This window comes from Microcoleus sp. S28C3 (genome assembly GCF_036700785.1).
GTDB classification, from domain to species: Bacteria; Cyanobacteriota; Cyanobacteriia; order Cyanobacteriales; family Microcoleaceae; genus Microcoleus; species Microcoleus asticus.
This window is the reverse complement of sequence record NZ_JAUBPO010000005.1, coordinates 22,638-49,367: the sequence shown is the minus strand read 5'-3', so window position 1 is coordinate 49,367 and position 26,730 is coordinate 22,638. Positions and strand designations below refer to the sequence as shown.

Below are 26,730 nucleotides of genomic sequence, written 5' to 3'. Positions count from 1 at the left end.
ACTATGATTGTTTTTCGAGAATTTTGGTTAATTGAATAAATGCGTCTTGTTTAGATTTACCCAAACGATAATCTGAAGCATTACAAATGCTAATATGTCCGCCCTGTCGAGTCACAATTTTCCAATATTCATACGGAATATTATTGATAATGTAAGGGTGATGGCTTGTAGAAATAAATTGTAAGGTTTTATTTTCGTGAATCAGATCCTCAGTCAAGATGTCAATACAATTTATGCCTAAACTATTTTCAAATTCATCAATCAATATTACCGAACCTTCATTTGCCAGAAAAATTTCGGCAATATGAATAATTGTACGCAACATCCCCGAAGACATCCTATCTTCTATAATCCATTTTGGTACAGATTTCTCTTTTATAGAGATACTAGGATTAAATTTATCAGCAATTGCTTTAGGCAAGTTGTCAGTTTTAAAAGGCTCAACTTTTATATCTCCGATTTGTGGAAAAATGTCAATAAATCTTGACTTAATTTTTTCATAAATATCTAACTTGTTTTCATAAGTCAGATAGAGTTTAGTTTTAATATCCTCATCACTATTTACTATACTGTCTAAGGTTTTGTATTTATTTTTGAGCGAGTGCAAAGATTTGTTTGAGTTTCTAAGACGCCGACCATTTATTGTATGATCGCGATATTCTATTTTATTTAGAGCATCAAAGGCTTCTTTAATCACACTTTCTTCTTTCAAAATATATATCATTGATTGATGCGAAGAAAGTTTAGGCATTCGTCTCTTATCAAACGTAATTCCTTCCTGATTTCGCTCAATTAAAACCTGATTGTTTGAGGTCAATTTTTCATAAGTTAAGGAAGATTTTTCTCGCTCATCTTGTTTTTCTTTTTCATCATCCTCAAAACTTAGTTCATTTTTTTCAACAGTATCAAAACTACCTTCCCAAATAAATTCAGTACCCTTTACCGTAGAAAATATGATTTTCCATTCAAACCCATTTATAGCTGTTCCATTTGCAATACGTCTTAAATCGATAATTGCACGCAGGATTTGGGTTTTTCCTGCACCTGATACGCCTACTAAAAGGGTTAAATTTGATGAAAACTTAATTTCCTCAAAATCCCAATCCAAAAAATTATTTTTGACCCGCAGTGAAAGAATCTTCATAATTAAAAATGGTTTTTATTGTTCATATGACCCAACGTATTTGCATTTTGGCAATCGAGTAATATTCGGGATTCTCCCAAGCTCTATACTTTCTTTATTTATAAACCATTAAGAATCCTTGTGTCAATACCGACTTTGGGAGATCCACTCCTGAAAAAAAAACCGTGTTTTTCACAAGCATTCAAGGCTCAAATGCAGTAATTTCGTAAAAAACCCGGTTTCTGATTATCACCATCAACCCTTGACACAAACCACCTGCTTCAAAGTCGCCACAACTTCCACCAAATCCGACTGCTGACTCATCACCTCATCAATCGGCTTGTAAGCCCCCGGAATTTCATCTAAAAATTGCTCATCTTTCCGGCACTCAACCCCCTCAGTCTGCCGCACAAAATCATCCAGAGTGAATACATTCTTCGCTTGATTTCGAGACATCAAACGCCCCGCACCGTGACTGCAACTACAGTAACTCTCAGCATTTCCCTTCCCTTTAACAATGAAAGATTTCGCCCCCATCGAACCAGGAATAATCCCGTAATCCTCTACATCCGCGCGCACAGCACCTTTGCGAGTCACATACACATCTTCGCCAAAATGCACCTCTTTTTCCGCGTAATTGTGGTGGCAATTCACCTCTAATAACGGCTTAACAGATTTGCCGCCCGCGACGTGCTTTTCCACAATTCGCTTAAACCGATTCATCATCACATCGCGATTAAAACGAGCATAATCTTGCGCCCACTGCAAATCGTGCCAGTAAGCAGCAAATTCCCGCGTACCTGCTACAAAATAAGCCAAATCTTTGTCAGCCAAACTAATTTCTGCCAGTTTAGCTAAATCTTTAGCAGTCTCGATGTGCTGCTGTGCGAGCAAATTTCCTATGCCGCGAGAACCGGAGTGCAGCATCAGCCAAACAAAGTTTTCAGTATCAACGCAAACCTCAATAAAATGATTGCCACCGCCGAGGGAACCCATTTGTTTTAAGGCTTTATTGTTTTGGTGCTGCACACCTTGATGAAGTTCCTTAAACTCGCCCCATCCTTGCCAGTTAGTGACAGTTGTTTCTACTTCTTTATTTTCGGAAAATCCTACAGGGATTGCGGCTTCGATATCGAGGCGAATTTGTTTGAGTTTGCCTTCTAATTTATTAATCTTGAATGGCATTTTAATGGCAGCCATCCCACAACCAATATCAACGCCCACCGCAGCCGGAATAATCGCTTCTTTTGTGGCAATTACGGAACCGACTAAAGCACCTTTTCCTAAATGTACGTCGGGCATTAGTGCGACGTGTTTGAATACAAACGGCAAAGATGCTACATTTTCTGCCATCTTGGTTTCTTTTTCGCCCAGGGCGTGATTTGCCCAAGATAATACTGGTTTTGGGGTTGATATGTCTAATTTTTCGTAGGGCATTTTTGTTTAAGTTTGTTTGACCTGGTTGGGTCGTGTAGTATTATTGTAACATAAAAGTTTTGAATGTCAAACACACCTTATTGACTAATTCTAGGCGTCTCAACTGAACATCAAATGCAGTAGCGGTATTGTTGGTAAATCCGACAGTCCGACAGGGAATGAATTCCCTGTCTCATAGCAAAAGTCCTCTGAAAGAGGACTAAAATCGATCGCACTTACCCTTGCTTTGTGGAACAGGCATCCTGCCTCTTCTCGATCATATTTTCTACAGTCGGTTAAAACTGATATCTTGCACCATTCTCAATAATCCTTTCAGGGCGGGCTCTCCTGCCCAACTCCTACTCGCCACAAGAAAACTGATTCTGTGTGGAACAGGCATCTTGCCTGTTCTTGAAAATGGTGAAAGATCTCAGGATTTTACAAATTCGGAGTCTTTCCCGCCGTCTTTTGCACGGGAATAGCAACCGCCTGCGGTTTCTTCTTCGCTGCCAACATCCCAAAGAAGTCGTGCAGCAAAATATAGAAACAGGGAATAATAAACAGCGTCAGCAAAGTTGCCAGCGATAAACCCGAAAACACCACCACACCCAAAGGTTGCAAGAATTCCGAACCTTCTCCAATTCCCAAAGCTAGGGGAAACAAACCCAAAACTGTAGTAATAGTTGTCATCAAAATCGGTCGCAAGCGCTGAGGTGCCGCCCTGAGAATTGCTGTTGTGCGATCGACCTTTTCATCTTCCTGAATTTGGTTCGCCAACTCCACCATAATAATCGCATTATTTACCACAATTCCCACCAGCAAAATCGCCCCCACAATCACCGTTGCGCCGATCGCAGTTTTAGTCGCATATAGCCCGAAAATCCCCCCAGCCAAAGCCAGCGGCACCGTTAACATAATCACCAGCGGATCGACAAGCGAATTGTACTGCACCGCCATCACCACAAATACCAAAAACGCCGCCAAAGATCCCAAAACAATCAGCGAACTTTGCAATTCCCGGTTAGTTTCCGCCGCCGAACTAGGTATCACTCGCACTCCCGGCGGCAATTTGATTTCCGACAAAACTGCATCCACTTGTTTCAAAGCATCGCCCAAACTCGATCCCTTATTAACATTCCCAGCAATCATGAAAACTTGGCGCTGGTTAAGCCTTTGAATTTCCCCAGGCGCTTTTCCCAGTTCAATATTCGCCACATCGCTCAAGCGGATAATGCTGTTATCCCTAGCAGTTAAAGGGATAAATTTTAGTGCGGAAATCGATTGAACAGCAGCGCGATCGAACTGTACCCGCACATCAACCAAACGGTTTCCCCGCTGCAATTGCGTAGGAACAGAACCTTGAATTGCTGTCTGAATCGCCTCTCCAATTTGCCTCGCATTCAACCCGTAGATTTCTGCTTGTTCCCAGTTGGGGCGAATCTGCACTTCCGTTTGCTGCGGGTCTGCATCCGGGCGAAAAGTAGCTAAATTTACCTTCTGATCCAAAGTTGCCAATATCTCGCGGCCGGCTTGCTGCAATATTTGTTCGTTTTCGCCCTGAAGCATGACATCAACTTCAGCGCCGCGCACAGGCGAATTAGTTAAAACCAAACCCCGCACATTTTCTGGATTCAGACGCAAACGAGTATTTTTGGGCAAATCAATTTTTTTATTCAATTCTTGCGTAACTCGCTGCACAAAATCCAATGTATTGGTGCCTGGTTTCAGCGTAATGTTGCAGCCGCCGCGCAGCACATTCTCAACAGTGTTGTTGCCGAACAACAGCCCGCCCACTGTCGTCAAAGTGTATTGAGTTTCTGGTTGGCTGAGGATAATTTTATCAGCTTCTGCCATGATTCTTTGGTTGGTTGCCAAATTTGTCCCTGCAGGAAACAAAGCGAACAATCTCGCTTGACCGGTATTAATTCTGGGCAATATTTCCTGAGGGATTTGACCGGCCATCAGCCAACTGCCACCGCCCAATCCAATAATCGCTACTGCAATTATAATCAACCGCCACCGCACTATGCCAGATAAAAATTTACCGTAACCGGCGGTAGCATTGGTAAAAGCTCGATCGAATGCGCGCAGTGGCCAAAAGTTGCTCAAACCGCTGGATACCCGCAGCGCTAGCAGTCGAGAAGCCATCATCGGTACAACTGTCAATCCGACAATCAGAGAGGCGGCGACGGAAAAGGTGATGGTGAGGATTAATTCGTTGAAAAGTAAGGAAACTAAGCCGCCTATTAGCAAAAATGGCAGTACGGCAACTAAGTTAGTGATAGTGGAAGCAAATAAAGCTGATTCTAATTCTTGGCTGCTTTTTTCTGCTTGCTGCATCAACTGCTTGTTACTTAAGCGCTGCTTGCCATTGGCACTGTTTTTATTGCTGGTTCCTTCGACAATATTCTCCAGCATCACGATCGAGTTATCGACCACAATTCCCACACCCAGCGCCAAACCTCCCAAACTGAAAACGTTCAGAGATAGGCCAAAAACTCCCATCAGGATAATCGCCATTAAAGTTGCGAGGGGAATTGCCAGGACAATAATCAAAGTTTGGCGAAGGGAAGCGAGGAACAGCAAAACAGATGCCCCGGCTAAAACAGCCCCGGTTAAACCCGAAAATAGGACATTGCTAATAGAATCGCGGATGAACTTAGACTCGTCGAAGGTATTGACGATAGTCGTGCCTTCGGGAATTGCCCCGGATTCTTTTAATTCTTCTAGCCGCTTTTTGATGCCGTCTACAACAGAGATTGTATTCGCGTCCGGCTGCTTTTGAATGCTAATTTTTACGGCTGATTTCTGATTGAGGAATACTTTAACTCGTTCTTCTTCTGTACCGTCAATTACCTGAGCAAAATCGCGCAAAAACACTCGTTTTGGCGGATTGGAACCCGATGCTTGAAAAGAAATTTCCTGAATTTCTTTTGCATTCTGAAAGCGCCCGACGGTGCGGGTTAAAGGTTCTGCTGCTTCTTGCCGCAGCCGCCCGCCAGAAGTGTCGAGGTTGCGGGCTTCGAGGGCTGATAAAACGTCGGAAATACTGACCCCTAAAGATTGCAAGCGATTTAAGTCAATATTTACTTGAATTTCTTCTTGCACGCCGCCGGCAACGTCAATTGCTGCTATTCCAGGAATTACGTTTAATTCCCTGGATAATTCTTCGTCGGCAAATACGCGCAAATCAACTCCTTGCAAGGAGTCGGAAGTGAGGGCAAATTCGTAAATTGGCTGCTGAGAAGGGTCAACTTTGGAGAGAGTGGGCGATTCAACTGTATCGGGAAGTCGGTTGCGGATGCGGTTGACAGCGGCGGTGGCGTCGTTGAGGGCCTGGTCGATGTTGCCCCCCGGTTTGAAGAATAAATCGACGCTGACTTGTCCTTCGCGAGTGCGGGAGAAAACTTGCATGACGCCTTCAGTGGCGGAAAGTCCTTGTTCGAGGGGGCGGGTAACTTCGTCTATTGCTACTTCTGGGGAGACGCCGGGCGCGTCTAGGCGCACGCCGATGCGGGGATATGTGATGGATGGTAGCAAGTCAACGGGCAGTTGGGTGATGTAAAAAAAGCCCACGATTATAATAGCAAGTGTCAGCATGAGGGTGCCGATATGGCGGCGAATGGCGGTCGCGCTAATGCTGAATCCGGGTTTGTCGGGGGTCATTTGATTTTAGATTTTAGATTTTAGATTTTAGAATTGAAAAATTTACCCAGTCAGTCAGCCTGCAAAGGAATGTATCGCGGAGCTGGCGACCAAATTGTTTTCGGTCAGGCTTTATTTTGTATAGGGAGCGATCGAATATTTACGCTCCGCACCTGACAAGTAGTATAATAAATTTTAATAAATTGTCAAAAATATTTTTTTTAATATTCCTTTAGAGGTAGTCGATCGCGCAAATGGGTTTATACTCAGCACAATCTATAACCGTGCTTTTAAAATAGCCCTAATTCCGGTAAAATATTGCCTTACGGCTTAGGCTTGTAACAGCAGCTAGAGCACCTAAAGCTCTGTAAAGCTTACTGAGGGAGTAAGAATCATGCTAAATGGAGACTGCTATGGGCAATCGCAGGCTCAAAGAAATTTGTGATGATATTTGGATATTTTTATTAAAAATCAGATTTAAATCTTGGTATTTTTGGGTGAGAAATAAATGTAATATTTTACTTTTTTTTATTAATCTTTTATTATACATTCTCAAATTGATTGCTTGGGCTGCCGTGGTTTTCGGTTTAATGTCAATTCTGGGTCATTTCTGCGAAGTTGACATACACATTAACCGATCGCGCATTACTCTCCACTATCAGTGTCCTGAACCAGTCATAAAGCCCGATCCTCCCGTTGCTTATATACCCAGCAGGGTTTCACGTTTTAGACCTTGCTGAGTATACACCACCATTTTTACCGTCAAACCGCTCCTAATGACTAATCACTAATGACTACTGACTTCTTTCACTGTACTTGAGATCCGTGGGCGCGGGGGTCGGAGCTACTTGTTTTCACAGGCCCTGTGGGGGGAGTAAAATTAGAAACTTGACCTGCTGCTTGGACGTGTGGCAGAGGTTTTCCTGCAATTAAAGCTTCTAAGTTAGCTTCCATAATAGTGCGCGGCATTTCGCCCATCGTTTCAGCAACGGCGCTACCTTTATCGCTCAAATAGACAAAGTGCGGAATGCCGTCTACTCGATATTTTGTGATTTCTGGCAGCCATTTGTCATTGTCTACATTCAGCATTACAAAATTCAGCGGTTCGGCATATTTCTCTTTGATTTCGCTCAGATCGTTAGCCATTGCCTGACAGCTACCGCACCAATTAGCATAAAATTCCATGAGTGTGGGTTTGCCGTTTACCAAAGCTGTTTCTAATGGCGTCGAAGCTTTTGCCATTTCAGTGAGACTGCTTGACGGCGTTTGAGTTCGCAGCCCCAAGAAGATAGATACTGAAAGGGCGATCGCTGCTAACACGATCGTTAAGTTTCTGATGCGCGTAGCGACTTTTGTATCAGGATTTTTTGGTGCGGGGGCAGCAGTTGAGTTGGGAGAATTCTGGGTCATATAATAGATTGCGGTTTTATTTCTATGTTTTTATTTTAAATAATAGATTCAAATTATACCACATTTTGAGATAATCAGACCCATATTATAAAAATTTTTACTAAGCCCAGTAATTAGACCAAGTGCGCTAAAACATAAGATAACAAAGATTGTTTGTAAATTATCGAGGACTTGCAGGGTGAAAAAACGGGTAACACTGACGTTTCCCCAACGATCGATCCAAATGCCTGTCACCTATCGACTGGCAAAGGATTTTAATGTTGCAGCCAACATTATCCGCGCTCAGGTGGCTCCGAACCAAGTGGGCAAACTGGTGCTAGAGTTATCAGGGGATATCGACCAACTAGAAGCGGCGATCGACTGGATGCTATCGCAAAACATCGGCGTTTCCCTAGCCAGCCGGGAAATACTCATAGACGAAGATATCTGCGTTCACTGCGGTTTGTGTACGGGGGTTTGCCCGACAGAAGCCTTGACCCTTGACCCAGAAAGCTTTAAACTAAGTTTTGCTCGATCGCGGTGTATCGTTTGCGAGCAGTGCATCCCTACTTGTCCGGTGCAAGCTATTTCTACTAACCTCTAGGCCCTGTACAAACTCATCGGGATCGTCATCTTTTTTTCCTGGTTCCCCTAATTTTGCCATCGGATGAAAAAAACCTCTTGGGTTTCCCTAACTCTACTTTTTGTTACTTATTTCACCTTTGGCTGGAAATTATCTGAGTTTGATGTTCCCCCGCACCAGACTTGGTTTTTAGCCATAGCTTCAATTTTCGTGTTGGCTATCGCCTTGTCGTTCCCGATGAGAAACACAAAAGCCTTAATTAGGGCGTGGTTTTCGAGCGATATCGGTGCTTTTCTTTCTATTATTGTAGGAGCTTTTGTGGCAGTGGTAGTTTTTGCCTGGATGCACCTTTTTGCTACTTGTTTACTCTTGATTTCAGCCGGAGCTTTGGCAAGACTGGATATTCAAATGTGTGGTTGGAAAAATTGGCGGGCTTTTGCAGTATTAATTACCATTTCTTTAGCAGGTGTGGGGTTGGGTGGAGCGATCGAGTTTTGGTTAAAAACAGGCAGGCTCGTATTCTCTTAATTGGGAACAGGCAATTCACCAAACCAAATTCTACAACTCGCAACGGATATTTAGCCGAAAGCTATCAGAGCGCCCATCAATAAATACAACTCATTTTTTTTGAATCCCCCACCCGGATTAATGCCCCGTTCCGCGGCGTAATCATAGCAGTTTTTAAGCCAGGTGAGGTACAGCTTGTCAATAGCCGATTCCCTGTTGCGCGTTACAAATTACCAATTCTCAATTACCAATTACCGACGAACCTGGAGTGGAAGTGAAAACCGCTATCGCAGTATTTGAGGTGTAGCGACTATTGCTCAAAATCTTATTCCCAAGATAAGATCCCGCAACTCCGGCAGCCAAAAACTCGATCGCAATAAAAAAGCAGCTTTAGGGAGCTGCTCGTCAGAATGCATGAGGTATTGTTTTTAGAATAGGACAGGTTGAATTCGATCGGTGCTGGGTTACATTTTTTGATACGAGAGAGTTGATGAGTGAATGGACGATCGTAAAATCGTCACATAGGAGGATAGCATCGATGCTAAATTTCCCGACAATCAAGTTAGCGTTTAACTGTCCTTGCGCCCTACAGCCCTTCAGCGGTGGGGCCATTTTATTTTTAGGGAGAACTCAAGAGCCGACTTTAACGCATCAGACGAGTCTGCGATTAGTTCTTGTATAAAATCTCCGCATCGCCACATCCTCATACTTATAAAGCTTACGCATCAGATCCGCTCAAACCCGGTTGATTCCCAAACATGGCGCGGTTAAACTGACACTCTCAGGCAAAAATAAGTATTTTTACTCAAGTTATACAATTGTAAATTTTAGATTTTAGATTTTAGATTTTAGATTTTAGAACGACTTATGAATATGCTGGTTTGGAGCTGGCGTATGGTTGCATTATTTTTTGGGAAGTGCGATCGCAAGTCCTCAAAAACCTGTTAATTTCTCAGAAACCCGGTTGCTTAATGTATCAATTGAGATCGGGCCCGGTTTCTGGTTTGATAACTTTTTTGATTTCCTCGATCGCCCTAGCCGCAACTTCTTCAGGCCTTTCCCCTCCACGGGTGGAGACTCGGACATCTGCTTGAGTGTAGAAACGCTCTCGCTCGTTCAAAAGGCTTTGCAGCTTAGATTTAATCTCGCCCTCGCGCAGTAAGGGTCGAGCGGTGTCCGAACGCAGTCGATCGTACAGTTGATCTACAGGCACATCCAGCCAAACCACTACACCGTAGTGCAAGTAACCCCAATTCATCGATCGCGCCACAATGCCGCCGCCCGTAGCCACGACGGAATTTTTATAAGCAGACAATTCGCCGAGCACTTTAGTTTCTAGTTCCCGAAAACCCTCTTCCCCTTCTCGCTCGAAAATCTCAGCAATTGACTGATTAGCAACTCGAACAATTAGTTCATCAGTATCAAAAAAACGGTATTTTAATTTTCTTGCCAAAATCCGCCCCACCGTTGTTTTTCCCGCACCCATCATCCCGACGAGATAGATATTTACTCCCCTCAACAAATCCACTGCCAAATCCTCCCATATTTTTCTATTTTTTCAGGTTAATCGATCCGTCACTGGGGCGATCGTCGTCCTCAAACTCATCACCCTCATCCAATCCCCAATCATCCTCTGTTTCTGCACTAGGATTTTTCGCTGCTTCATCAGCGGGTTTAGGTATCGCCTCTTGCGGGGGAACGATCACCCGATACTCTGCATCGTAGATAGACTCTGTTTGCCCCACCCCAGACTGGTTTGGATCTCGATAGCCGTAAGAGTATACCGAGCCAGCCCAAGACTTGCTTTTCGGTTCCTGTTTAGCTTCGTAATCCCTCGGATTTGCCTCTGCAACGTCATTTACCTGCGGTTGCTCTGGAAAATCGCGATCGTCCCCCCAATCGTCATCGCCACCTTGAGAGCCGGATTTTGAGCCATCTGAAACCCAATCGTCCTCATCGTCTGCTGCTTGATAAGTCCCCGGTTGAGCGTAATCCTTCGCCCCATCCGGGTTCGGAGTTTCTTGCTGGAAAGTCCGGGCACTGTAACCTGCCGGCGTGCCGTACTCAGTTCGGTAAGAACCAGCAGCCTGAGTTTGGCTATTTTCCCTATTCAGATCCGGGTCAATTTCCTGTTTTCTAGGAGGGGGAGGCGGCGTGTAAGGCGTTCTCCTGTCTTCTGCGAAAGTATCGGGACGGCTGCGACTGTCGCGGCCGGTGCGGCCTTGCGTTGAAGATAGATAATTTGAAAAAGCGACCAAACCAGAAATCAATAAAGACGTGACAGCTCCCACCGCCATGCTCAGCAAAATCCAGATAGATAAGGGCAAAGCAGGCGATCGAACTCCCAAAAACACCAGCGATAATGCCGGCTCCACATTTTGGAGGGCAAAAATAGTTAGCCCTACCACAATCACTAGCAAAAAAACACCACGCATATCGAATTTTAATTGGTAATTTGTAATTGGTAATTTGTAAATGACTAATAACTAATAACTCATGACTAATGATTAATTACTAATTACTACTCTTCTTCCTTCCAGCGTTTGATAGGAACGCAATCAATCCCCAACTGGTCTAAAGCGCGAGCCACCACAAAGTCTACCAAATCTTCAATAGTTTGCGGATTGTGATACCAAGCGGGAATCGCTGGTACAATTCTAGCTCCCGCTTCTGCCAAGGTAGTCAAATTCCGCAGGTGAATCAAACTAAAAGGCGTTTCCCGAGGCACGAGTACCAATTTTCTCCCTTCCTTGAGTTGAACGTCGGCCGCTCTTTCGAGTAAATCCGAGCTCAAGCCAGCCGCCAACTTGCCTAGTGTACTCATGCTACAGGGAATAACGATCATCCCTTGGGTGCGAAACGAGCCGCTAGCAATATTAGCACCGACATCTTGCCAGGGATGGCATCGGAGTTTACCCATTGTGGGTACTCCTGCTTTTTCTCGCCAGAATTCCTCTTGAAGTGTCGGTTCAGCAGGCATTCGGATGTTCTGTTCGCTTTGCCAAACCATGTAAGTAGATTTCGATGCTACCAGTTCCACAGCGCGATCGGCTTCCAACAGAAACTTGAGAGTTCGCACCGCATAAATCAGTCCCGATGCACCGGTAACTCCTACAATGAGGGGGTAGTTATTCGTCATTAATTATTTGTTAGTTGACGGTTGACTGTTGTTAGGAATTAGTTGTTATATCAAATCTGTTAGCATCGGAATTATTCATATATCTCTTCTCAACCTCTGCGTGAATCAGCGTTCATCCCTTGTCATCTGCGGTTAATAAATTCTCTTTTTTTCACCGCAGATACAGGCAGATTAACACAGATTAACGCAGATAAACTATATAAATTCCGGTTGCACCGTCCGTGATTGTTGAATTTTGACTGCATTTGACGCCCGACGATGCTACCGGATTGGATATTAGTCCTTAATTATTTATTGATAATTGCTGAGTATAGTTGGCAGCCCACTTCTCAATACTTAGTTGCCCGACAATGACAACTAAGTATTGAGAAAAGTTAACTGTCAACAGTCAACAGTCAACGGATTATTCATCATCATCAAAAGCTTGGCTGCCGCCGCCAACTGCAACTAAATCAATTTGCTGGCGGTAGTAGTCAACACTCTTGACTTGAACTTCTACCCGATCGCCCAAACGGTACTGATTGCGGTTTTTGCGGCCCACTAGAGTTTGCTGGCGCGATCGATATTCGTACCAATCATCCTTCAGCGAAGAAACGTGTACCAGTCCCTCAACACGCAGGATGTCGCTCTCGGGAGGCCGCACCTCAATTTCCACAAAGAAACCGTAAGACTGCACGCCTGTAATCAAACCTTGGAAAGTTTGACCGGTGCGTTCTTTCATCAATCCCGTTTTCTTCAATCCCTGCAAATCGCTTTCAGCGTCTTCAGCAACTCTTTCGCGTTCCGTCAGGTGTACCACGGCCGATGCAAACTCTGTCTCAAATTCGTGGTGCAAGTCTGGGGGGAGAACATTCCAAGTAATTTGACCGTGACAGGAGGAATGGTGCAAGTCAACTTTTTCCTTAGCCCGTGTTGTGCGGCTGCTGCGGCCTTGCTCGAACACCGCTTGCAACACCCGCAGCACCAACAAATCGGCGTAGCGGGAAAGCGGCGAAGTGCAGCGCGTGTAACCCTCCGACAGCCCCAAACCGAAGTGCGGCTTGGGAGTTGTGCTGTAAACAGCGGGCTTCATCGTGTCTTCGAGCAGGTAGGTGAGAACTCTTTCGGACTTCAAGCCGGCAAACTGCTGGGTAAATCGCTGAAAGTCAAAGGGCAGAACTTCTTCTTCGGTTTCGAGATACAGTTCGCCTCCGAGGTTGTTCGAGAGTTTGATGAACTCTTGAATGTCTGCCGGGTCTGGCATCGGCTGGACGCGGTAGATTGCTGGGACTCCCAAGGCTTGCAGGTGGGTGGCGACAGCTTGGTTGGCGAGTACCACCAACTCGGAGACAGCCGACTGGGCGGGGGGAGCCGTTGCAAAAGCTCCTAATTCGCCTTCGTCGTCGAAGTGAGAGTTCGCGTCGGGCAAGTTTAGTTCAAAAGCTCCCCGCTTGAGCCTTGCCTGTCTGGCTGCCTGTGAGGCGGCCCCCATTTGATCTAGGAAAGGACGGAGGGCGGATGATAAAGGGTGCTCTTCGGCATCGCCTGGTTCGAGAATTGCTTGAGCTTGCTGGTAGGTGAGGTGGTAGTCAATTTGAATGACGCTGGTTTGAATTTCGTATTCTAGGAGTTCTCCTGATTCGTCTAGGGTCAGCAGTATGCTGAAGGCCAGCCGTTCGGTATCGGGCAGCAGAGAGCAGCGCTCGTTGAGGATTTCTGGCAGTACGGCGATGATTTTGTCTCCCAGATGGGCGGCGGTGCCTCGCTTGCGGGCTTCGCGGTCGATCGGGGTTTCTGGCTGCACGTACTCGGCGGCGTCGCTGATGTGGATTCCTATTTGCCAGCGGCCGGGCTTCAGGGTTTCGATCGACAAAGCGCGTTCCACTGGCGGATCGGAGAGGAATGAGGTCGGGTCAAACTCGTTTTCGGCTGCTCCTTCGGAGAGATTTTCCTGCTCAGCTTGAGGGGCATCGTTTTCGCTGTTGATTGTTCCCGGTTCGTTTTTGCTGAAGGTAACTGTCAGGATGTTACGCAAGTCTAGCCGTTTTTTGATGTCGGTTTTTTTGACTTTGCTGGGCAAGTTTTCGGCTGCTTTGATGACGGCGGCGGGGAACGATCGCGGCAAGTCGTGTTTGCAGCATACGATGTCGAGGTCGTCAGCGGCTTCGGCGTCGGAACCGAGTACCTGTACTACTTTGCCGACTGGTCGATGAGTGCCGAGGGGGTAGCGTTTGACTTCGACGTGTACTAGGTGGTCGATCGCCTCTTGGAGATTTGTGCCATTTGCGAGCAAGTCTAGTTCAAACAACAGGCGATCGTCCAGTGGGATTGCTCTGTAGCTGACGCGGCCGGTGGGGGTGGCGGTTTGCTTGACTCGCGCCAGTACCGAGGGGTTGGCGCGTTCGAGGATGAGCATGACTTCGCCTTCGGGCGATCGGCGGCGGCTACCTTCTTTGATGATTTTGACTAAGACTCGATCGCCATTCCAAGCTGTCGAGAGGTGACTTTCCCGCACGTAAACGTCTTCTGAGCCTTCGGCGTCTTGAATTGCAAAGCAAAATCCTTTGCTCGAACAGCGCAGTTTTGCTTCTACTACGTCGTCTTCAGCTACTCGGCGATAGCGGCCTTTGTCTTTGACTAATATGCCAATTTTCTCTAGAGCTTCTAATGCGATTTGAAGTTTGAGTTGACTGGTGGCGTCGTTGCAGTCGAGTTTTTTCTCCAATGCTTTAGGAGCCACTAATTTGTCTTCTGTAAAATTTGCCAGCAGTGCAGCGATAGAAAATTCCATGTAGCGATCGATCCTCTTGTTTCCAGCAATTAGTCTAATTTTGGCGAAATCAGCCGCACTCCCTCGGGCCCTCGCAGTGCCTGCTTCCCAACAAATGCGCGGGTTAATAGGTGGAGACGCGAGCACAGCCACCTTGTTTGAGCGCGAGGATTTTTTGAGCTTCTCTCCCGACACGGGCTTCGTGCTAATTGTCTGCTGTCTGTCTTGAACTGACGGCTGACGGTGCAGAAAACTGTCCCGCACGCTATTCCCCAATACAATTTTTTAGCGTTGGTTTGTTTGCTTTTAGGTCAGCAGCGCCGAGCACTTCGCGAATTAGAAAGCCCCTGTCGGTTCTTAAAAGATGGCTCGATACTGAAAGCGACGGCTTGAGTCGAGGATGAGCCGATGGAGAGATGGAGAGGGAGAAAATTTGCATTTCTTCCTTCTGCCTTGTTCCTTCTGCCTTGTTCCTTCTGCCTTTTGAAGTGCCTCTTGCTTCTTGCTTTAGCAAAGAATTTACCGGCTCAAGGCAAAATTGCTAGTAGCTCGCTGCTGCGATGCCCCTGTTTTTTGCACGCGATCTGCCCTTGCGGACGGAGGTGCAACGAGCGGGTCGGGAGCAATCTGTGCTGTAGAAAGTGCAAGGTACACAAAACCGGAGACTTTTACTACTTTTGCTTAGTTGCTGTGTCATCTCCTATAGATAGAAATGACGCCCGATGCTTGTTAGCTTAAACCGCTGGATGTGGGATGGGGTTTAGTGGCGTGAAAGGTTGCGCGGATGACTCACCTTTAATTTATTGTATGTTGAATATGTGCTTTCAGAAAATTGTTTTCTTTGGGCTGTACTACACTTAAGTCATAAGCCCCTCCTGGTTTCGGGGTCAAAAAATTATGTTTGCTGAATTTCGCGCCCTTTATCCCGCTGGACAGTTAATCTGTGAGTTGCTGACTGTTCATCACGGTAAGTTTGTTGTTCGCTGTCTGGTTCAGGTTGACGGCAAAACTCTTGCTACGGCTATGTCGGCTGCTGAGTCTGTTGAGGATGCTGAAGACCGCGCCCGGTTGCGATCGTTCGCTGTCCTCGGATTTGCCGATCCCGCGAGTGCGATCGCGAGTGTTTCTCCGGCTCCGGTTGCTCCGGTTGCTCCGGTTGCTGCTGTTCCGGTTCCTGTTCCGCCGACAAGTGTTCCGGTTGCTGCTGTTCCCGTTCCCCCTCCTGCTGCTGTTCCCGTTCCTGTTCCGCCTGCTCTTGCTCCTCTTCCTGTTCTAGAAATGCCTGTTGCCGACAAAGTTTCTGTACCACATCAAAGCAGTTCTGTCAATACTGAAGCGAAATTAAATGAAGAGCCGATCGCACCTGTACCGGAACCGCTGCCGCCAACGGTCGATCGCGTGGAGGCTACTGGATTTGTACCGAAGCAGTTAGACTCGGACGCTTGGCTTTCTTCCAGCTACGGCGAACCGATCGCGGAACTGGATGTGCCGACTGCTAGCCCAAGTGAACTGCTACAGGGTGCGGCCGAAGTCAGGGAATTGCAACCGATCGCAGTGGGAATCCCGAGCGATGCGATCGAGGATAATTCTGATACGATCGCCCAAATAGACGCCATCCTCAAACGCCTGCAATGGAAGAAAAAACAGGAAAGCGACTGTCTCGAACAAAATTACGGCAAGTCGTCGCAGAGAGAGCTTTCTAGCGAACAGTTAGTAGATTTTCTAGAATATCTGGAAATCTACAGCAGAACCACTGAGGAAATCAAGCGGTTGGGCTGGACTCCCAACCAAGGAAAAGATTATCTCAAACAAGGTTACGGCAAAGAAGCGCGGCACTTCTTAAATCGAGAAGAATTGTTCGACTTCCTGCAATATCTCGAATCTTTGCCCTAGTAATTATGTAGAGTTTCTAGGTGTGATGTTTTTTAAGAAAAAGCTACATATAGCAGTTTTCAATTGTATGAAATACAGTAAGGACTTAACTATGACGCCGTATCATGCGCCCCAGCATCTGTAATTCACTCCACTGAAAACTGCTATATGACTGTTAAAAATTAAAAATCAAAAATGAAGAATATTTCCTCATTTTTGATTTTTAACTTTTCATTTAGACGACAGCGGCGATCGGGCGGCTGGCGGAAGGACGGCGATCGATCACTTGATCGACTAATCCGTAGTCCTTTGCTTCTTCAGCGGACATGAAGAAATCCCGTTCGGTATCTTCTTCAATGCGGGAAAGCGGCTGACCGGTATGGTTGGCAAGATGTTCGTTCAGGCGGCGTTTGTGGTACAAAATCTCTTTGGCCTGAATTTCAATATCGGTTGCCTGTCCTTGAGCTCCGCCTAGAGGTTGGTGGATCATAATCCGGGAGTGAGGCAAACTCATCCGCTTGCCTTTAGCGCCGGCACTCAACAGAAAAGCGCCCATGCTGGCTGCCAAACCGAGACAAATGGTGCAAACATCGGGGCGGATGTGGTTCATCGTGTCAAAAATGCCCATACCTGCTGTCACCGAACCCCCAGGGGAGTTGAGATAGAGGTAAATATCTTTCTCGGGGTCTTCGGCGTCTAAAAATAGCAATTGGGCAACGATCAGGTTAGCCAAGTCAGAGTCAACCTGTTGACCCAAGAAGACGATGCGATCGCGCAGGAGTCGCGAGTAAATGTCAAAGGCGCGTTCGCCGCGACCGGATTGTTCTATAACTGTTGGGATCATTGACCGGGCCTGCCTATTACGTATCTTTTTTTAATTTTAGCGATTAGGGCTCAGTTATAGTTAGCGATCGGTGGCGTGCGAGGGAGAAATAGGCGAAATCCTTGACCTGGGCGGGGTTGGGGCGGTAATTTGTGGAAGTTGTGGCGCGTGTGCGATCGGATTTCCGATCAAAGGGCGATCGATGTTGAGGAAGCGGACATCAATAAACGTTAAATGTTGTTATGTGGCGATCGTATCATTGCGACAACTGAAATCGCTCGATCGGGGCTGACACTAGGAAAAAAGCCTTTGAAACTCATTTAGCCAATCACCAGCTTCGAGACAATCAAGCACAGTCTTCATCGGGACGCGAGTACCCATAAAGACAGGATTTCCCCCTAAAATGTCGGGGTCGCTATGAATGATAGGTAGTGTGGATGTCATATAAAAATTTTTGGGAGTCATGAATCTGATGACGGTGGGCGATCGTCCAATTCTACTAAAGCTACTTTTACACAGGCGCGAACAGCACTCCAATCACGTTCGGATAAATGCCCTATCAAAATCAGGTTGGCAGAAGGCGGTAAAGTAAGAATTAAACTGCGGAAAACAGATACAATTCTCAAACCTGCGGATGCTCAATCTTGCAGAGTATAGTCAGTAGAGCCAAGATTTGTTGTCTGGGTAGTGATTAACCCAACTATGAAATCAGGGCGGTTTCTATGATAAGTAGTCGAGGACAAAACCACAACAGGGCGACGTTTAACACCTGTGACACCAGGAAAATCTGCTGTTACTACATCACCAGGATTGAATTTCACTAATCCATCTCCTCACTCTCCGGGAAAAGTGTAGCTGCGTATTGCAAAGAAAAGGTTGTTACATCGAAACAATCTTCCTCAGTCCAGGTATCACTTTGTTCGACGACAGCGACATTATGCTGCGATAACTCGTTGAGGATCAGAGTTGCCAAGCGTAACCGTTCCGTTGGTGACAAAGTGTGGACAACTTGAATATAGATTTCTTGAGCAGTAGTCGGCATAAAAAATCCTCCTGCCTTCAATTGTAACCTAAACAGGCGTCTCGATCGGAAGCTCGCCCTTTTCTCATATCATGAGAAGAGGTATATCCACTACAGACGAAACTACTTAAATTTTTATCGCCCAACCACGGCGGTACATTCCATACAAAATTAACCACCAAAATAATACCGCAGTCACGGCAAATGCTAGGGAACCATTCAGCGGCCCCGCCCACGGCACAAACCAGTTTTCATAAATCCAAGTGTATGTTGTTGGAACATTTCCACCAGTACCGATATGAGTTTTTAAGAGAATTCTGGCAACTATACCGGAAGCGACAAACAAAAAAATTGCATTCACTCCCATGATTTCAAACGGCCTCCCCCATTTCCAACCTCGCACTTCTATTGTTTCGTAGCAAGTGGCTAGCAATAGCAACGCCCAACCAGCCGTAAAAACTACATAAGAACTTGTCCAAAGTTGTTTGTTGATCGGAAATAAAAATCCCCACAAGTGACCGATTACCACGCAACTGAGGCCGCAGATTGCTAAGTTGATACTGGTGCGGGTTTTGATTTGCTGTACTCGCAGCCATTCTCCGGTAAAGTAGCCTGTGAGGACTGTTACAACTGCGGGTAAGGTACTCAACAATCCTTCGGGGTCGAAGGGGCCGCCTTTGTACAGGTGTTGGCTACCGAGAATTAGCCGATCGACATATCCTCCTAAATTTCCTTCTGGCGTGAGTTCGCCGGCAGTGTACCCCCCTACAGCAAATACGGTTAATGCACCCCAATAGCCCAAAAGCACGGCAACAGCGAGCAGTTTTTGATTGCGCGGGGAAAGGTTGAGAATGGCGATCGCACTCATAAAATAAGCTAAGCCGATGCGCTGCAATACTCCCATGATGCGGATTTTACCGAAGTTTTCCACTGGGGCGCTGTTGAGAAGTACGTCAAGGGCGATCGAAGATGTGTTTAGCAGCAATCCTAATACAAACAGAATAGCGGCGCGCCGTGCAATTCGCCAGTAAATATTTGTGTTTATTTTTGTAGTAGTTTGGCTATATTTTGACAGGGAAAAGGACATCGCGCAGCCAACGATGAACAGGAAAAACGGAAATACTAAGTCTGTGGGAGTGCAGCCGTGCCATTCTGCGTGTTCTAGCGGCCAGTAAATGTGTTTCCAACTGCCGGGGTTGTTGACTAAAATCATGGAGGCGATCGCAATTCCGCGAAAAACATCAAGGGATTTTAAGCGCATGGGGGAGAAGGAAGTGGTTCGAGGGAAGAAAGAAAAACTACTAATTACCAATTATCAATTACCCAGAACCCATTACCCCTTAATTAAATTTCAATTCCTTCCAGAGTCATAATGACTGCATTTTTCATCAACATATCGCAGCGTTCTGCATAAAAAGCTGCTGCCTTATCATACTTGTTGACTTGCAAAACGCGCAGAAACATTTGCCTTGCTTGCGCGAATTGCTGCTGGTAGTGAAAAAAAATTCCCTGTTCAAAATAAGTTTGAGTTTGTGCTTTTAGTTCGATCATTGTCGCCGAGTCGCCATCGTAAATTTCAAATACAGCAACAGGTGTTTGTTTACCTTTGACTTGAACGCGATCGAGAAACCGGCACTTGTAATGTTGAGGATCGTCTATCCGGCAAAGGGTTTGGACGCTAGCTACAATAGCAACTCCATAAAGCTTTGTCAATCCTTCCACGCGGGAAGCTAAATTAACGGCATCAGAAATTACCGTACTTTCCATTCGTTCCGCTTCGCCAATCGTACCTAACATTAAAGTCCCCGTATGCAAGCCAATCCCTATCGAAATAGGTTGATAGCCACTGTTTTGCCTGTGTCTGTTATAAATTTTCACTTGCTGCTGCATCTCAATTGCTGCTTGCACAGCATCTTCAGCCCTGTTAGGAAACAAAGCCATAATCCCGTCACCAATGTATTTATCTATAAAACCGTTGTACTCGCGGATAACTGGGCCAACTCGGCTTAAGTAAGAGTTAAGAAATTCAAAGTTTTCTCGGGGAGACATACTTTCGGACAGACTTGTAAATGAGCGAATATCGGCAAACATAATCGTCATTTCTGCTTGTACAGAGTCTCCTAGTCTGGCATCAACGATGCTTTCTCTTTTGAGAAACTTCAAAAATTCACGCGGTACAAAACGGGCTGATGCGGTGGCTATTTTTTCGAGTTCGCTTTTGCTGGACTCGATTTGATTGAGCGATCTAAATGCTCTCAGTGCGGTGACTACTGTGGTAAATAATTTTTTGTTAGTAAGTTCTGTTTTGGTTTTGTAATCATTGATATCGTAGCTGACAATTACTACATCTTCTGGTACTTGTCCGGGCTGTCCAGTGCGTAAAATAATTCGCACTACTTGATTATTTAAAATATCGCGGATGTATTTAACTACTTCCAAGCCTGCTTCTTCTGTTTCCATAACTACATCGAGTAAAATCAATGCTATGTCGTAGTTATTTTGGATTATTTCTTTAGCTTCTTTTCCTGAGTAAGCGCTGATAAATGTTATACTTTTACCTTCAAACTTAAAATCGTTCAAGGCTAGTTTAGTAATATTGTGAATTTCTATTTCATCATCGACAATTAATATTTTCCAACTTTCTTCAAGCGGTTTTTGTTCCGCCTCGTCTTCCTCGGCAAATATTAATTCATCGTCGCCCGCCGCGATTAATTCGTCATCGCCCGCAGCCAACAGGTTTTTACTAGCTTCTGACATTTATCGTTCTCCTAAATAAAACTTATATCCATGTTGGCGGCCTAATAACTAACTGCTCATTTTAGCGGGAAATTCAATCATAAATTTTGTGCCTTTTTTAACTTGACTTTCGCAGCGAATTGTGCCGTTGAGTTTTTGAGTAACAAGGTTATAAATAATGTGCAGTCCCAATCCGGTACCGCCCTGACCTCTTTTGGTGGTAAAAAACGGTTCAAAAATTTTACTGAGATTTTCTGGGGCAATTCCTTTGCCGTTATCGGAATATTCAAATATTAGCCGATCGCCCTCTAGTTTGAAATCAAAGGTCAGAATTCCTTCGTCTTCTCTATCGTAAGCGTGAATTAGGGAATTCAACACCAGATTTGTCACTATTTGACACAGCACGCCAGGGTAACTGTTCAGTAAAATATTTTCATCGCACTTAATCTCTATTTTGTGTTTAGTTCTTTTGAGTTTGGCACTTAAGGATGTCAAAATTTCCTCTAGATAGTTTTTTAAGTTAAACGTGCGTTTGAGTTCGCTCGACTGATCTACTGCGACTTCTTTAAAACTGTGAATCAAGTCTGCCGCCCGCGTGAGGTTCGATAAGATCATATTACTGCTTTGCATGGCGGTATCCAGAAACTTTTCTAACTCAGAGCGTTTAATTTGGCCGTTGCTGTAAAGCTCAAAAAATTTTGTGGCTTTTTCAGCGAGCAGAGAAGCGGCGGTGATGCCGATACCGATTGGAGTATTGATTTCGTGGGCAACACCTGCAACCAACCCTCCCAGGGCGGCCATTTTTTCCGATTCTACCAGCTTATTTTGAGCCGATTTTAGGTCTTCTAAAGTTTGGGATAGCTCGGAGGTACGCTGCTGTACTGAATTTTCTAGATTATGATTAAATTGGTGCAAATTGGCGTAAAGTTGAGCGTTTTCGATCGAGATAGAAATTTGAGAAGACAGCAGTTTTAATATTTCTAATCTGTCTGGCGTAAAAGCGCCTGTAGTCAGATTGTTTTCTAAATATAGAATGCCGCTGAGTTGACCTTGATTGATTAAAGGAGTGCAAAGAATTGATTTAGGTTGAACGGCAATTATATAGGGTGTGCGAGTAAATTGTCCTTCGCGGGCGGCATCGTTTAAAACTACGCTTTCCTGGGTACGAGCCACATAGTTGACAACTGCAACTGCCAGCAAAGTTACTTCTCGCTCCTCTGCTACAAAATCTATCGGAATTGATTGCATGACAGCAACGCGATCGACATCTACAGATCCTGATGCTTCAATCACCAATTGACCGGATTTTTCTAGTATTAAAAAGCCTCTTTGCGCCCCGGCATTTTCAATAACAATTTTCATCATTTTTGCCAGCAGTTTGTCTAGAACTATTTCGCCAGCTAAGGCTTGCGATGCTTTGACTGCTGTTGTCAAATCTAGCGCGCCTGCACTGCTGCTGGTAGTGGAAGCGCTGCTGATAGATTTGTGAGTTTCGATATTAGTTGAAATCAAGGCTGAAGTTAGCAACTGCGAGTATTTTGATTCTAAATGCGCTACCTTGGCTTTGGCTCCCCAGCGCTGATAGCAATAACGTGCCTCTATCAAGTAAGTCTTAGCAATTTTTGATCGCCCTATGGATAGATAAAATGCTCCGGCCAATTCTGCTGCAAGTGCTTGTACCTGTATGTATCCGTTTTCTTGGGCGCCTTGAATTGCGGAGTCGTAATATTCCATTGCTCTCACAATATTGCCCAAGACTCGCGCTTTTTCTGCGGTGATTAAGTCGCACTTGTGCTGAAGGTTCATAGGGGCAGAGAGCGCTTTCTTTTGCAAATTTTTTCTGTTACCTGTTGCGTAAAAAAGATGCTCTTCTTGTTCTTCTTTTGTGGCAGATGAATATGCTGCTAGTCGCACGAGAGCCTCGTAAAAATGGTATTCAGGAACATTAATAAAGCCTGCAACTCCGTCTAAATAAACTTCGGCTTGCGCTGCATATTCTAGCGCTCGCTCGACATCTCCAAATAAATACGCTAAAATTAATTTCTGTAAATAAAAGTGCTGGAGTCCAACCCGATCGTTAGCTGTCAACAGCAGTGGCAACAATTTTTCTTCGTTGTAAGCTTCACCTAATAAAACTTCAGAACTTGCTAAGTTTCCCATCAATTGCAAAACTGTTTGCCGATATATTTGATTCCAAGTCAATACCGTCTCTTGCTTTAGTTGATACAGCAAATGGTTGTAAGTCGCCATTTTTTGTTCTACTTGCGGCAATTCCTGACCGAGGAAATACAAAGACTGACAAATATTTACTGCCGAATATCCGACACCTTCTAAATCACCGTTTTCGAGCGCGCTTTGATAGGCTTCCTCTAACAGCGGCAAAGTGTCTTTAACATGATGCTTGCCGTGCATCAAAATGAATGCTACTAAATTAAGCGTCTTGCTTTTAAACTCTACAGCATTTAATTTATCTATCAACTTTAAAGCTAATTGACCGAAGCGCTCGCCTGATTCAATATCTCTAAATATTCCTTTTAAAATAGCTCCGTAATTAGCATAACCGAAGGCGGAAAAAGCAGAATTTCCGTAGTTAATAGATAAATTAACTTGCTCGCATACAATCAGCGGCAGCAGCACTGGCTCAACTATAAACGTAGCTGAAAACATACTGGAAAGCAGGCGCATTGTTGCTAGTTTTCGCAGCTCAGTCATCACAGGCAAGTTAATTAAATCTTCTATCTTTTTTTCGGTAAAATAAGCTGCGGTTTGGCTTAATACTTGCTGAATGTGGAGAGGACTCGGCGATTCTGGAAAGTTGATTCCTAACATTTTTAGTGCTTCTCGACCAATTTTTACCGATTCTTGGAGTTTGGTTTGCATCGCACAAGCTGTGATTCTAACTTCAAAAACTTTGATTTTGTCTAGTTCATTTTTTGCTTGTTGCAGGACAATTTTTGCCCATTTTTCCATTTGTTCAAAATCCGTATTTAGGTAAGCTGCTTCTGCCGCTGACTCGTAGAGCGCAAGAGTCAAATCGTAGTCAGTTTGCCAACTTTCCGGGGGAAGCAGCTCAATACCTGCGGTTAAATACTTGACGGCGAGTTCGTAAGCTGCACTTGCTTTTGCTTGGCGGCCTGCAATTAAATTTAATTGGCATAATTGAAATTTTTCTAATTCATCGCTGATAATTGTTTGGGCTGCATTTAGCTGATTGACCGTATCAAAAATATGCTTTTCTAATTGCTCTGGATGCGCATTTTGCAGCAAAAATCTGCCTATTTTGAGATGGGTTTCTTGTTTCTGAGAATCGGAGATTAAAGCATAAGCTGCTTGCTGCACTCGCTCGTGCAAAAATTTGTAACTCGCGCCAGCAGCATCACCAACAGGTAGGGACAATTCATCTGTAAACTCTCTAGATATTTGGTTTGTTAATTCTGTGTTTGCTGCTAGCGCTATCGGAATTTTGTAGGCGTTATTCACGGGCAAAATCAGACCGGACTGAAGTGCTTCCCAGAGGTCTGTTGCTGCGGAAGCGAGAGGTTTTTCGCAGATAGTCGAGAGAATTCCTAAATCAAATTTGTTGCCGATACAAGCGGCTATTTTGAGCAATTTCTGGGTATTATCTGAAAGTTTTTGAATATTATCTATCATTAATTCTACAACATTGTCAGTTATTCCCATTGCTTGTATTTGTTCGATATCCCACTGCCACTCGCCTTGAAGTTGGCATTTTTTAACTACTAGATCTGGGCTTGTTTGGGTAAATTCAGAAATGTTACGTTCGGCTCGGTCTAAAATTTTTTCCGACTGTTCAAATTTAAACTGGAGCAATTTTTTTGAGTAAAGAGACTTCATAAATTGCTTCAAAAAGAATGGATTTCCTGCGGTTTGTTTAAAGAGCAATTCTGCTAAAGTTAGCGATTTTTCTGGTGCGCAGTCCAGAGTGTCTGCAACGAATTGATTGACGCTGTTAATATCAAATGGCGAAAGGGCGATCGCACTTACAGTCACGCCTGCTTTGCTAATTGCTTCGGTCGTCAGCATCACGGGATGATTTGCATCTACTTCCTGTTCTCGATAGGCTCCAATTATTAATAAGTATTGACTTTCCAGGTCAGTTGCTAGCAGTTGTATTAACTTGAGTGATGCTGAATCGACCCACTGCAAATTGTCGAGGAATATTACCAGAGGGTGTTTTTTTTGAGTAAAGACGCGGATAAATTTTTGAAATACTAAATTAAAGCGGTTTTGAGATTCATTTGCTCCTAAATCTGGCACTGGGGGTTGCGGCCCGACAATCAGTTCTACTTCGGGAATAACTTCAATAATTACTTGGCAGTTGCCGCCGAGAGCATTTAATATTTTTTGTCTCCAAACTTGGACTTGAGCGGGAGTTTCTGTGAGTATTTGCCGCAATAAGTCTTGAAAAGCTTGGAACAAAAAACCGTAGGGAATATCGCGCTTAAATTGCTCAAATTTGCTGTCAATAAAATACCCGTTTTCCCGCACTATCGGCTTAGATAGTTCATAGGCTAACCACGATTTTCCCAGACCGGCACAACCGGAAATCAGCACGATTTCTGTATTGCCTCGCCTCATGCGCTCGAAGGCACTTAGCAGTAGATTAACTTCGGCTTCTCGCCCGTAAAGCTTTTGGGAAATTTGCAGGTGACTCGATCGATCTTGCTCGCCGAGGGTGATGTGAGAAATTTCGCCCGTTGTTTGGAGTTGTTCGAGACACTTCTCTAAGTCGCACCCCAGTCCGAAAGCACTTTGATACCTATCTTCGGCGGTTTTTGCTAGTAGTTTCATCACGAGATCGGAAACGACTTGAGGAATCTCCTCGGTTTCTGCTTGATTGATTATACCTTCTATTTTATGCTTTCTATTCTTACAAGGAGAAACTGGGTTTTTCGCAATATGGCAGTGTACTAACTCCATTGGATCGATCGCATTAAAAGGCAATTCGCCACAGAGCATTTCATAAAAAGTGACGCCTAAAGAATAAAAATCGGTGCGGTAGTCGATCGCCCGATTCATGCGTCCGGTTTGTTCGGGAGACATATAGGCCAGGGTTCCTTCGAGTAAATTGGGATGGCTGAGGGCTTGATTTTCGCCTGGTAGCAGCGAGGCGATCGCAAAATCAGCAATCTTGACATCTCCGGTCTCGATATTGACAATAATATTGCTGGGTTTAATATCTTTGTGGATGATGTGGTGTTCGTGGAGTTGCCCGATAGTTTCTGCTAGTTTTATGCCAATCTGCAGAAATTGTTGTAACTCTAGCTGGTTGTTGCTGAGAAAGTCTTTTAGGGAAATGCCGCCAAAATCTTCTAAAACTAAAACAGGAAAGTGATTATATTTTTCTATTTTGTAAAGCTTGACTATTCCTGGGAAATTTAATTTTTTAATGATTTCGGATTCGTGCAGGAGTTGGGCTATTTGCGCAGGGGTAGGGTATGGTGGCGTGAGAGTTTTGAGGATAACGGGTTTTTGTTCCTCAAGCTGTATCCCTCGATAAATAGCTGTGTGAGAGTTTGTATAAATTTTTCCGTCAATGCGGTATCCCGGAATGGTAATCATAACGATTTTAGATTTTAGATTTTAGATTTTAGATTGAAGATTGAAGATTTTAAATTTCCGATTGAAGATTTGAGATTGACGATTTGAGATTGACGATTTGAGATTGACGATTTGAGATTAAAGAAGTGAAAATGAATGATAACA

At 44.7% G+C, this 26,730-nt stretch carries 19 protein-coding genes; 3 read left to right on the top strand and 16 right to left on the bottom strand.

Annotation, left to right across the window (positions count from 1 at the left end):
• Position 1 precedes the first annotated feature (1 nt).
• From QUA13_RS02955 to QUA13_RS02940, 4 genes are all read right to left on the bottom strand, one after another.
• Positions 2 to 1,144: an AAA family ATPase gene (locus tag QUA13_RS02955; protein WP_333196493.1), complete on the bottom strand. Its 1,143-nt coding sequence runs from the start codon at positions 1,142 to 1,144 to the stop codon at positions 2 to 4.
• Positions 1,145 to 1,378: 234 nt separating this feature from the next.
• Complete coding sequence (locus QUA13_RS02950; protein ID WP_333196491.1) at positions 1,379 to 2,560, bottom strand: RtcB family protein; 1,182 nt, start codon at positions 2,558 to 2,560, stop codon at positions 1,379 to 1,381.
• Between the two features lie 417 nt (positions 2,561 to 2,977).
• Positions 2,978 to 6,205, bottom strand: a complete 3,228-nt coding sequence (locus QUA13_RS02945; RefSeq protein ID WP_333196489.1) for an efflux RND transporter permease subunit — start codon at positions 6,203 to 6,205, stop codon at positions 2,978 to 2,980.
• Between the two features lie 786 nt (positions 6,206 to 6,991).
• Entirely contained in the window at positions 6,992 to 7,594 is a 603-nt protein-coding gene (locus QUA13_RS02940) for a thioredoxin family protein (protein ID WP_333196487.1), read from the bottom strand.
• Positions 7,595 to 7,772: 178 nt separating this feature from the next.
• Here QUA13_RS02940 and QUA13_RS02935 point away from each other — a divergent pair, with 178 nt between their 5' ends.
• Together QUA13_RS02935 and QUA13_RS02930 are read left to right on the top strand one after the other, a co-directional pair.
• Positions 7,773 to 8,177 (top strand): NIL domain-containing protein, encoded by a 405-nt coding sequence (locus QUA13_RS02935; protein WP_333196485.1) that lies wholly within the window; start codon positions 7,773 to 7,775, stop codon positions 8,175 to 8,177.
• Positions 8,178 to 8,240: 63 nt separating this feature from the next.
• Positions 8,241 to 8,684, top strand: a complete 444-nt coding sequence (locus QUA13_RS02930; protein ID WP_333196483.1) for a hypothetical protein — start codon at positions 8,241 to 8,243, stop codon at positions 8,682 to 8,684.
• Between the two features lie 955 nt (positions 8,685 to 9,639).
• On the opposite strand, the gene QUA13_RS02925 is transcribed toward QUA13_RS02930, so the two are convergent.
• The 5 genes from QUA13_RS02925 to QUA13_RS02905 all read right to left on the bottom strand — a co-directional run bounded on the left by QUA13_RS02925 (position 9,640) and on the right by QUA13_RS02905 (position 15,065).
• Positions 9,640 to 10,191 carry a shikimate kinase gene (locus tag QUA13_RS02925; protein ID WP_333196482.1) on the bottom strand — a complete coding sequence of 184 codons (552 nt, stop codon included), beginning with the start codon at positions 10,189 to 10,191 and terminating at the stop codon, positions 9,640 to 9,642.
• 22 nt (positions 10,192 to 10,213) lie between these two features.
• Positions 10,214 to 11,098, bottom strand: a complete 885-nt coding sequence (locus QUA13_RS02920; protein WP_333196480.1) for a LapA family protein — start codon at positions 11,096 to 11,098, stop codon at positions 10,214 to 10,216.
• Between the two features lie 86 nt (positions 11,099 to 11,184).
• Positions 11,185 to 11,802: a flavin prenyltransferase UbiX gene (locus tag QUA13_RS02915; RefSeq protein WP_333190766.1), complete on the bottom strand. Its 618-nt coding sequence runs from the start codon at positions 11,800 to 11,802 to the stop codon at positions 11,185 to 11,187.
• Positions 11,803 to 12,205: 403 nt separating this feature from the next.
• The gene (locus QUA13_RS02910; RefSeq protein ID WP_333196586.1) at positions 12,206 to 14,572 is read right to left on the bottom strand and encodes a ribonuclease R family protein; all 2,367 of its coding nucleotides are present in this window, start codon (positions 14,570 to 14,572) and stop codon (positions 12,206 to 12,208) included.
• A gap of 244 nt (positions 14,573 to 14,816) precedes the next feature.
• Positions 14,817 to 15,065, bottom strand: coding sequence for a hypothetical protein (locus tag QUA13_RS02905; protein WP_216670489.1), 249 nt, complete (start codon positions 15,063 to 15,065; stop codon positions 14,817 to 14,819).
• 383 nt (positions 15,066 to 15,448) lie between these two features.
• On the opposite strand from QUA13_RS02905, the gene QUA13_RS02900 reads away from it, so the two are divergent.
• The gene (locus QUA13_RS02900; protein WP_333196476.1) at positions 15,449 to 16,444 is read left to right on the top strand and encodes a hypothetical protein; all 996 of its coding nucleotides are present in this window, start codon (positions 15,449 to 15,451) and stop codon (positions 16,442 to 16,444) included.
• A gap of 214 nt (positions 16,445 to 16,658) precedes the next feature.
• Here the strand turns inward: QUA13_RS02900 and clpP are convergent, their stop codons facing one another.
• The 7 genes from clpP to QUA13_RS02870 all read right to left on the bottom strand — a co-directional run bounded on the left by clpP (position 16,659) and on the right by QUA13_RS02870 (position 26,586).
• Entirely contained in the window at positions 16,659 to 17,291 is a 633-nt protein-coding gene (clpP, locus tag QUA13_RS02895) for an ATP-dependent Clp endopeptidase proteolytic subunit ClpP (protein WP_333190783.1), read from the bottom strand.
• Between the two features lie 249 nt (positions 17,292 to 17,540).
• A complete protein-coding gene (locus QUA13_RS02890) occupies positions 17,541 to 17,690 on the bottom strand; it encodes a DUF433 domain-containing protein (RefSeq protein WP_333196475.1) in 150 nt (49 codons plus the stop codon).
• 194 nt (positions 17,691 to 17,884) lie between these two features.
• Positions 17,885 to 18,067, bottom strand: a complete 183-nt coding sequence (locus QUA13_RS32680) for a type II toxin-antitoxin system PemK/MazF family toxin (protein WP_445242671.1) — start codon at positions 18,065 to 18,067, stop codon at positions 17,885 to 17,887.
• Positions 18,067 to 18,288 carry a hypothetical protein gene (locus QUA13_RS02885; RefSeq protein WP_333150284.1) on the bottom strand — a complete coding sequence of 74 codons (222 nt, stop codon included), beginning with the start codon at positions 18,286 to 18,288 and terminating at the stop codon, positions 18,067 to 18,069. The genes QUA13_RS32680 and QUA13_RS02885 overlap by 1 nt, the downstream gene beginning before the upstream one ends.
• A 106-nt stretch (positions 18,289 to 18,394) precedes the next feature.
• Positions 18,395 to 19,528 (bottom strand): heparan-alpha-glucosaminide N-acetyltransferase domain-containing protein, encoded by a 1,134-nt coding sequence (locus tag QUA13_RS02880; protein ID WP_333196474.1) that lies wholly within the window; start codon positions 19,526 to 19,528, stop codon positions 18,395 to 18,397.
• An 83-nt stretch (positions 19,529 to 19,611) separates the two neighbouring features.
• Positions 19,612 to 21,024 (bottom strand): adenylate/guanylate cyclase domain-containing protein, encoded by a 1,413-nt coding sequence (locus QUA13_RS02875; RefSeq protein ID WP_333196472.1) that lies wholly within the window; start codon positions 21,022 to 21,024, stop codon positions 19,612 to 19,614.
• Positions 21,025 to 21,072: 48 nt separating this feature from the next.
• Complete coding sequence (locus QUA13_RS02870) at positions 21,073 to 26,586, bottom strand: ATP-binding sensor histidine kinase (RefSeq protein ID WP_333196470.1); 5,514 nt, start codon at positions 26,584 to 26,586, stop codon at positions 21,073 to 21,075.
• Positions 26,587 to 26,730 lie beyond the last annotated feature (144 nt).

Bases quoted from the DNA above. Each gene is read 5' to 3' on its own strand.
- QUA13_RS02955 (WP_333196493.1), bottom strand. From the start codon at position 1,144: ATGAAGATTCTTTCACTGCGGGTCAAAAATAATTTTTTGGATTGGGAT.
- QUA13_RS02950 (WP_333196491.1), bottom strand. From the start codon at position 2,560: ATGCCCTACGAAAAATTAGACATATCAACCCCAAAACCAGTATTATCT.
- QUA13_RS02945 (WP_333196489.1), bottom strand. From the start codon at position 6,205: ATGACCCCCGACAAACCCGGATTCAGCATTAGCGCGACCGCCATTCGC.
- QUA13_RS02940 (WP_333196487.1), bottom strand. From the start codon at position 7,594: ATGACCCAGAATTCTCCCAACTCAACTGCTGCCCCCGCACCAAAAAAT.
- QUA13_RS02930 (WP_333196483.1), top strand. From the start codon at position 8,241: ATGAAAAAAACCTCTTGGGTTTCCCTAACTCTACTTTTTGTTACTTAT.
- QUA13_RS02920 (WP_333196480.1), bottom strand. From the start codon at position 11,098: ATGCGTGGTGTTTTTTTGCTAGTGATTGTGGTAGGGCTAACTATTTTT.
- QUA13_RS02915 (WP_333190766.1), bottom strand. From the start codon at position 11,802: ATGACGAATAACTACCCCCTCATTGTAGGAGTTACCGGTGCATCGGGA.
- QUA13_RS02910 (WP_333196586.1), bottom strand. From the start codon at position 14,572: ATGGAATTTTCTATCGCTGCACTGCTGGCAAATTTTACAGAAGACAAA.
- QUA13_RS02900 (WP_333196476.1), top strand. From the start codon at position 15,449: ATGTTTGCTGAATTTCGCGCCCTTTATCCCGCTGGACAGTTAATCTGT.
- QUA13_RS02890 (WP_333196475.1), bottom strand. From the start codon at position 17,690: ATGACATCCACACTACCTATCATTCATAGCGACCCCGACATTTTAGGG.
- QUA13_RS02885 (WP_333150284.1), bottom strand. From the start codon at position 18,288: ATGCCGACTACTGCTCAAGAAATCTATATTCAAGTTGTCCACACTTTG.
- QUA13_RS02880 (WP_333196474.1), bottom strand. From the start codon at position 19,528: ATGCGCTTAAAATCCCTTGATGTTTTTCGCGGAATTGCGATCGCCTCC.
- QUA13_RS02875 (WP_333196472.1), bottom strand. From the start codon at position 21,024: ATGTCAGAAGCTAGTAAAAACCTGTTGGCTGCGGGCGATGACGAATTA.
- QUA13_RS02870 (WP_333196470.1), bottom strand. From the start codon at position 26,586: ATGATTACCATTCCGGGATACCGCATTGACGGAAAAATTTATACAAAC.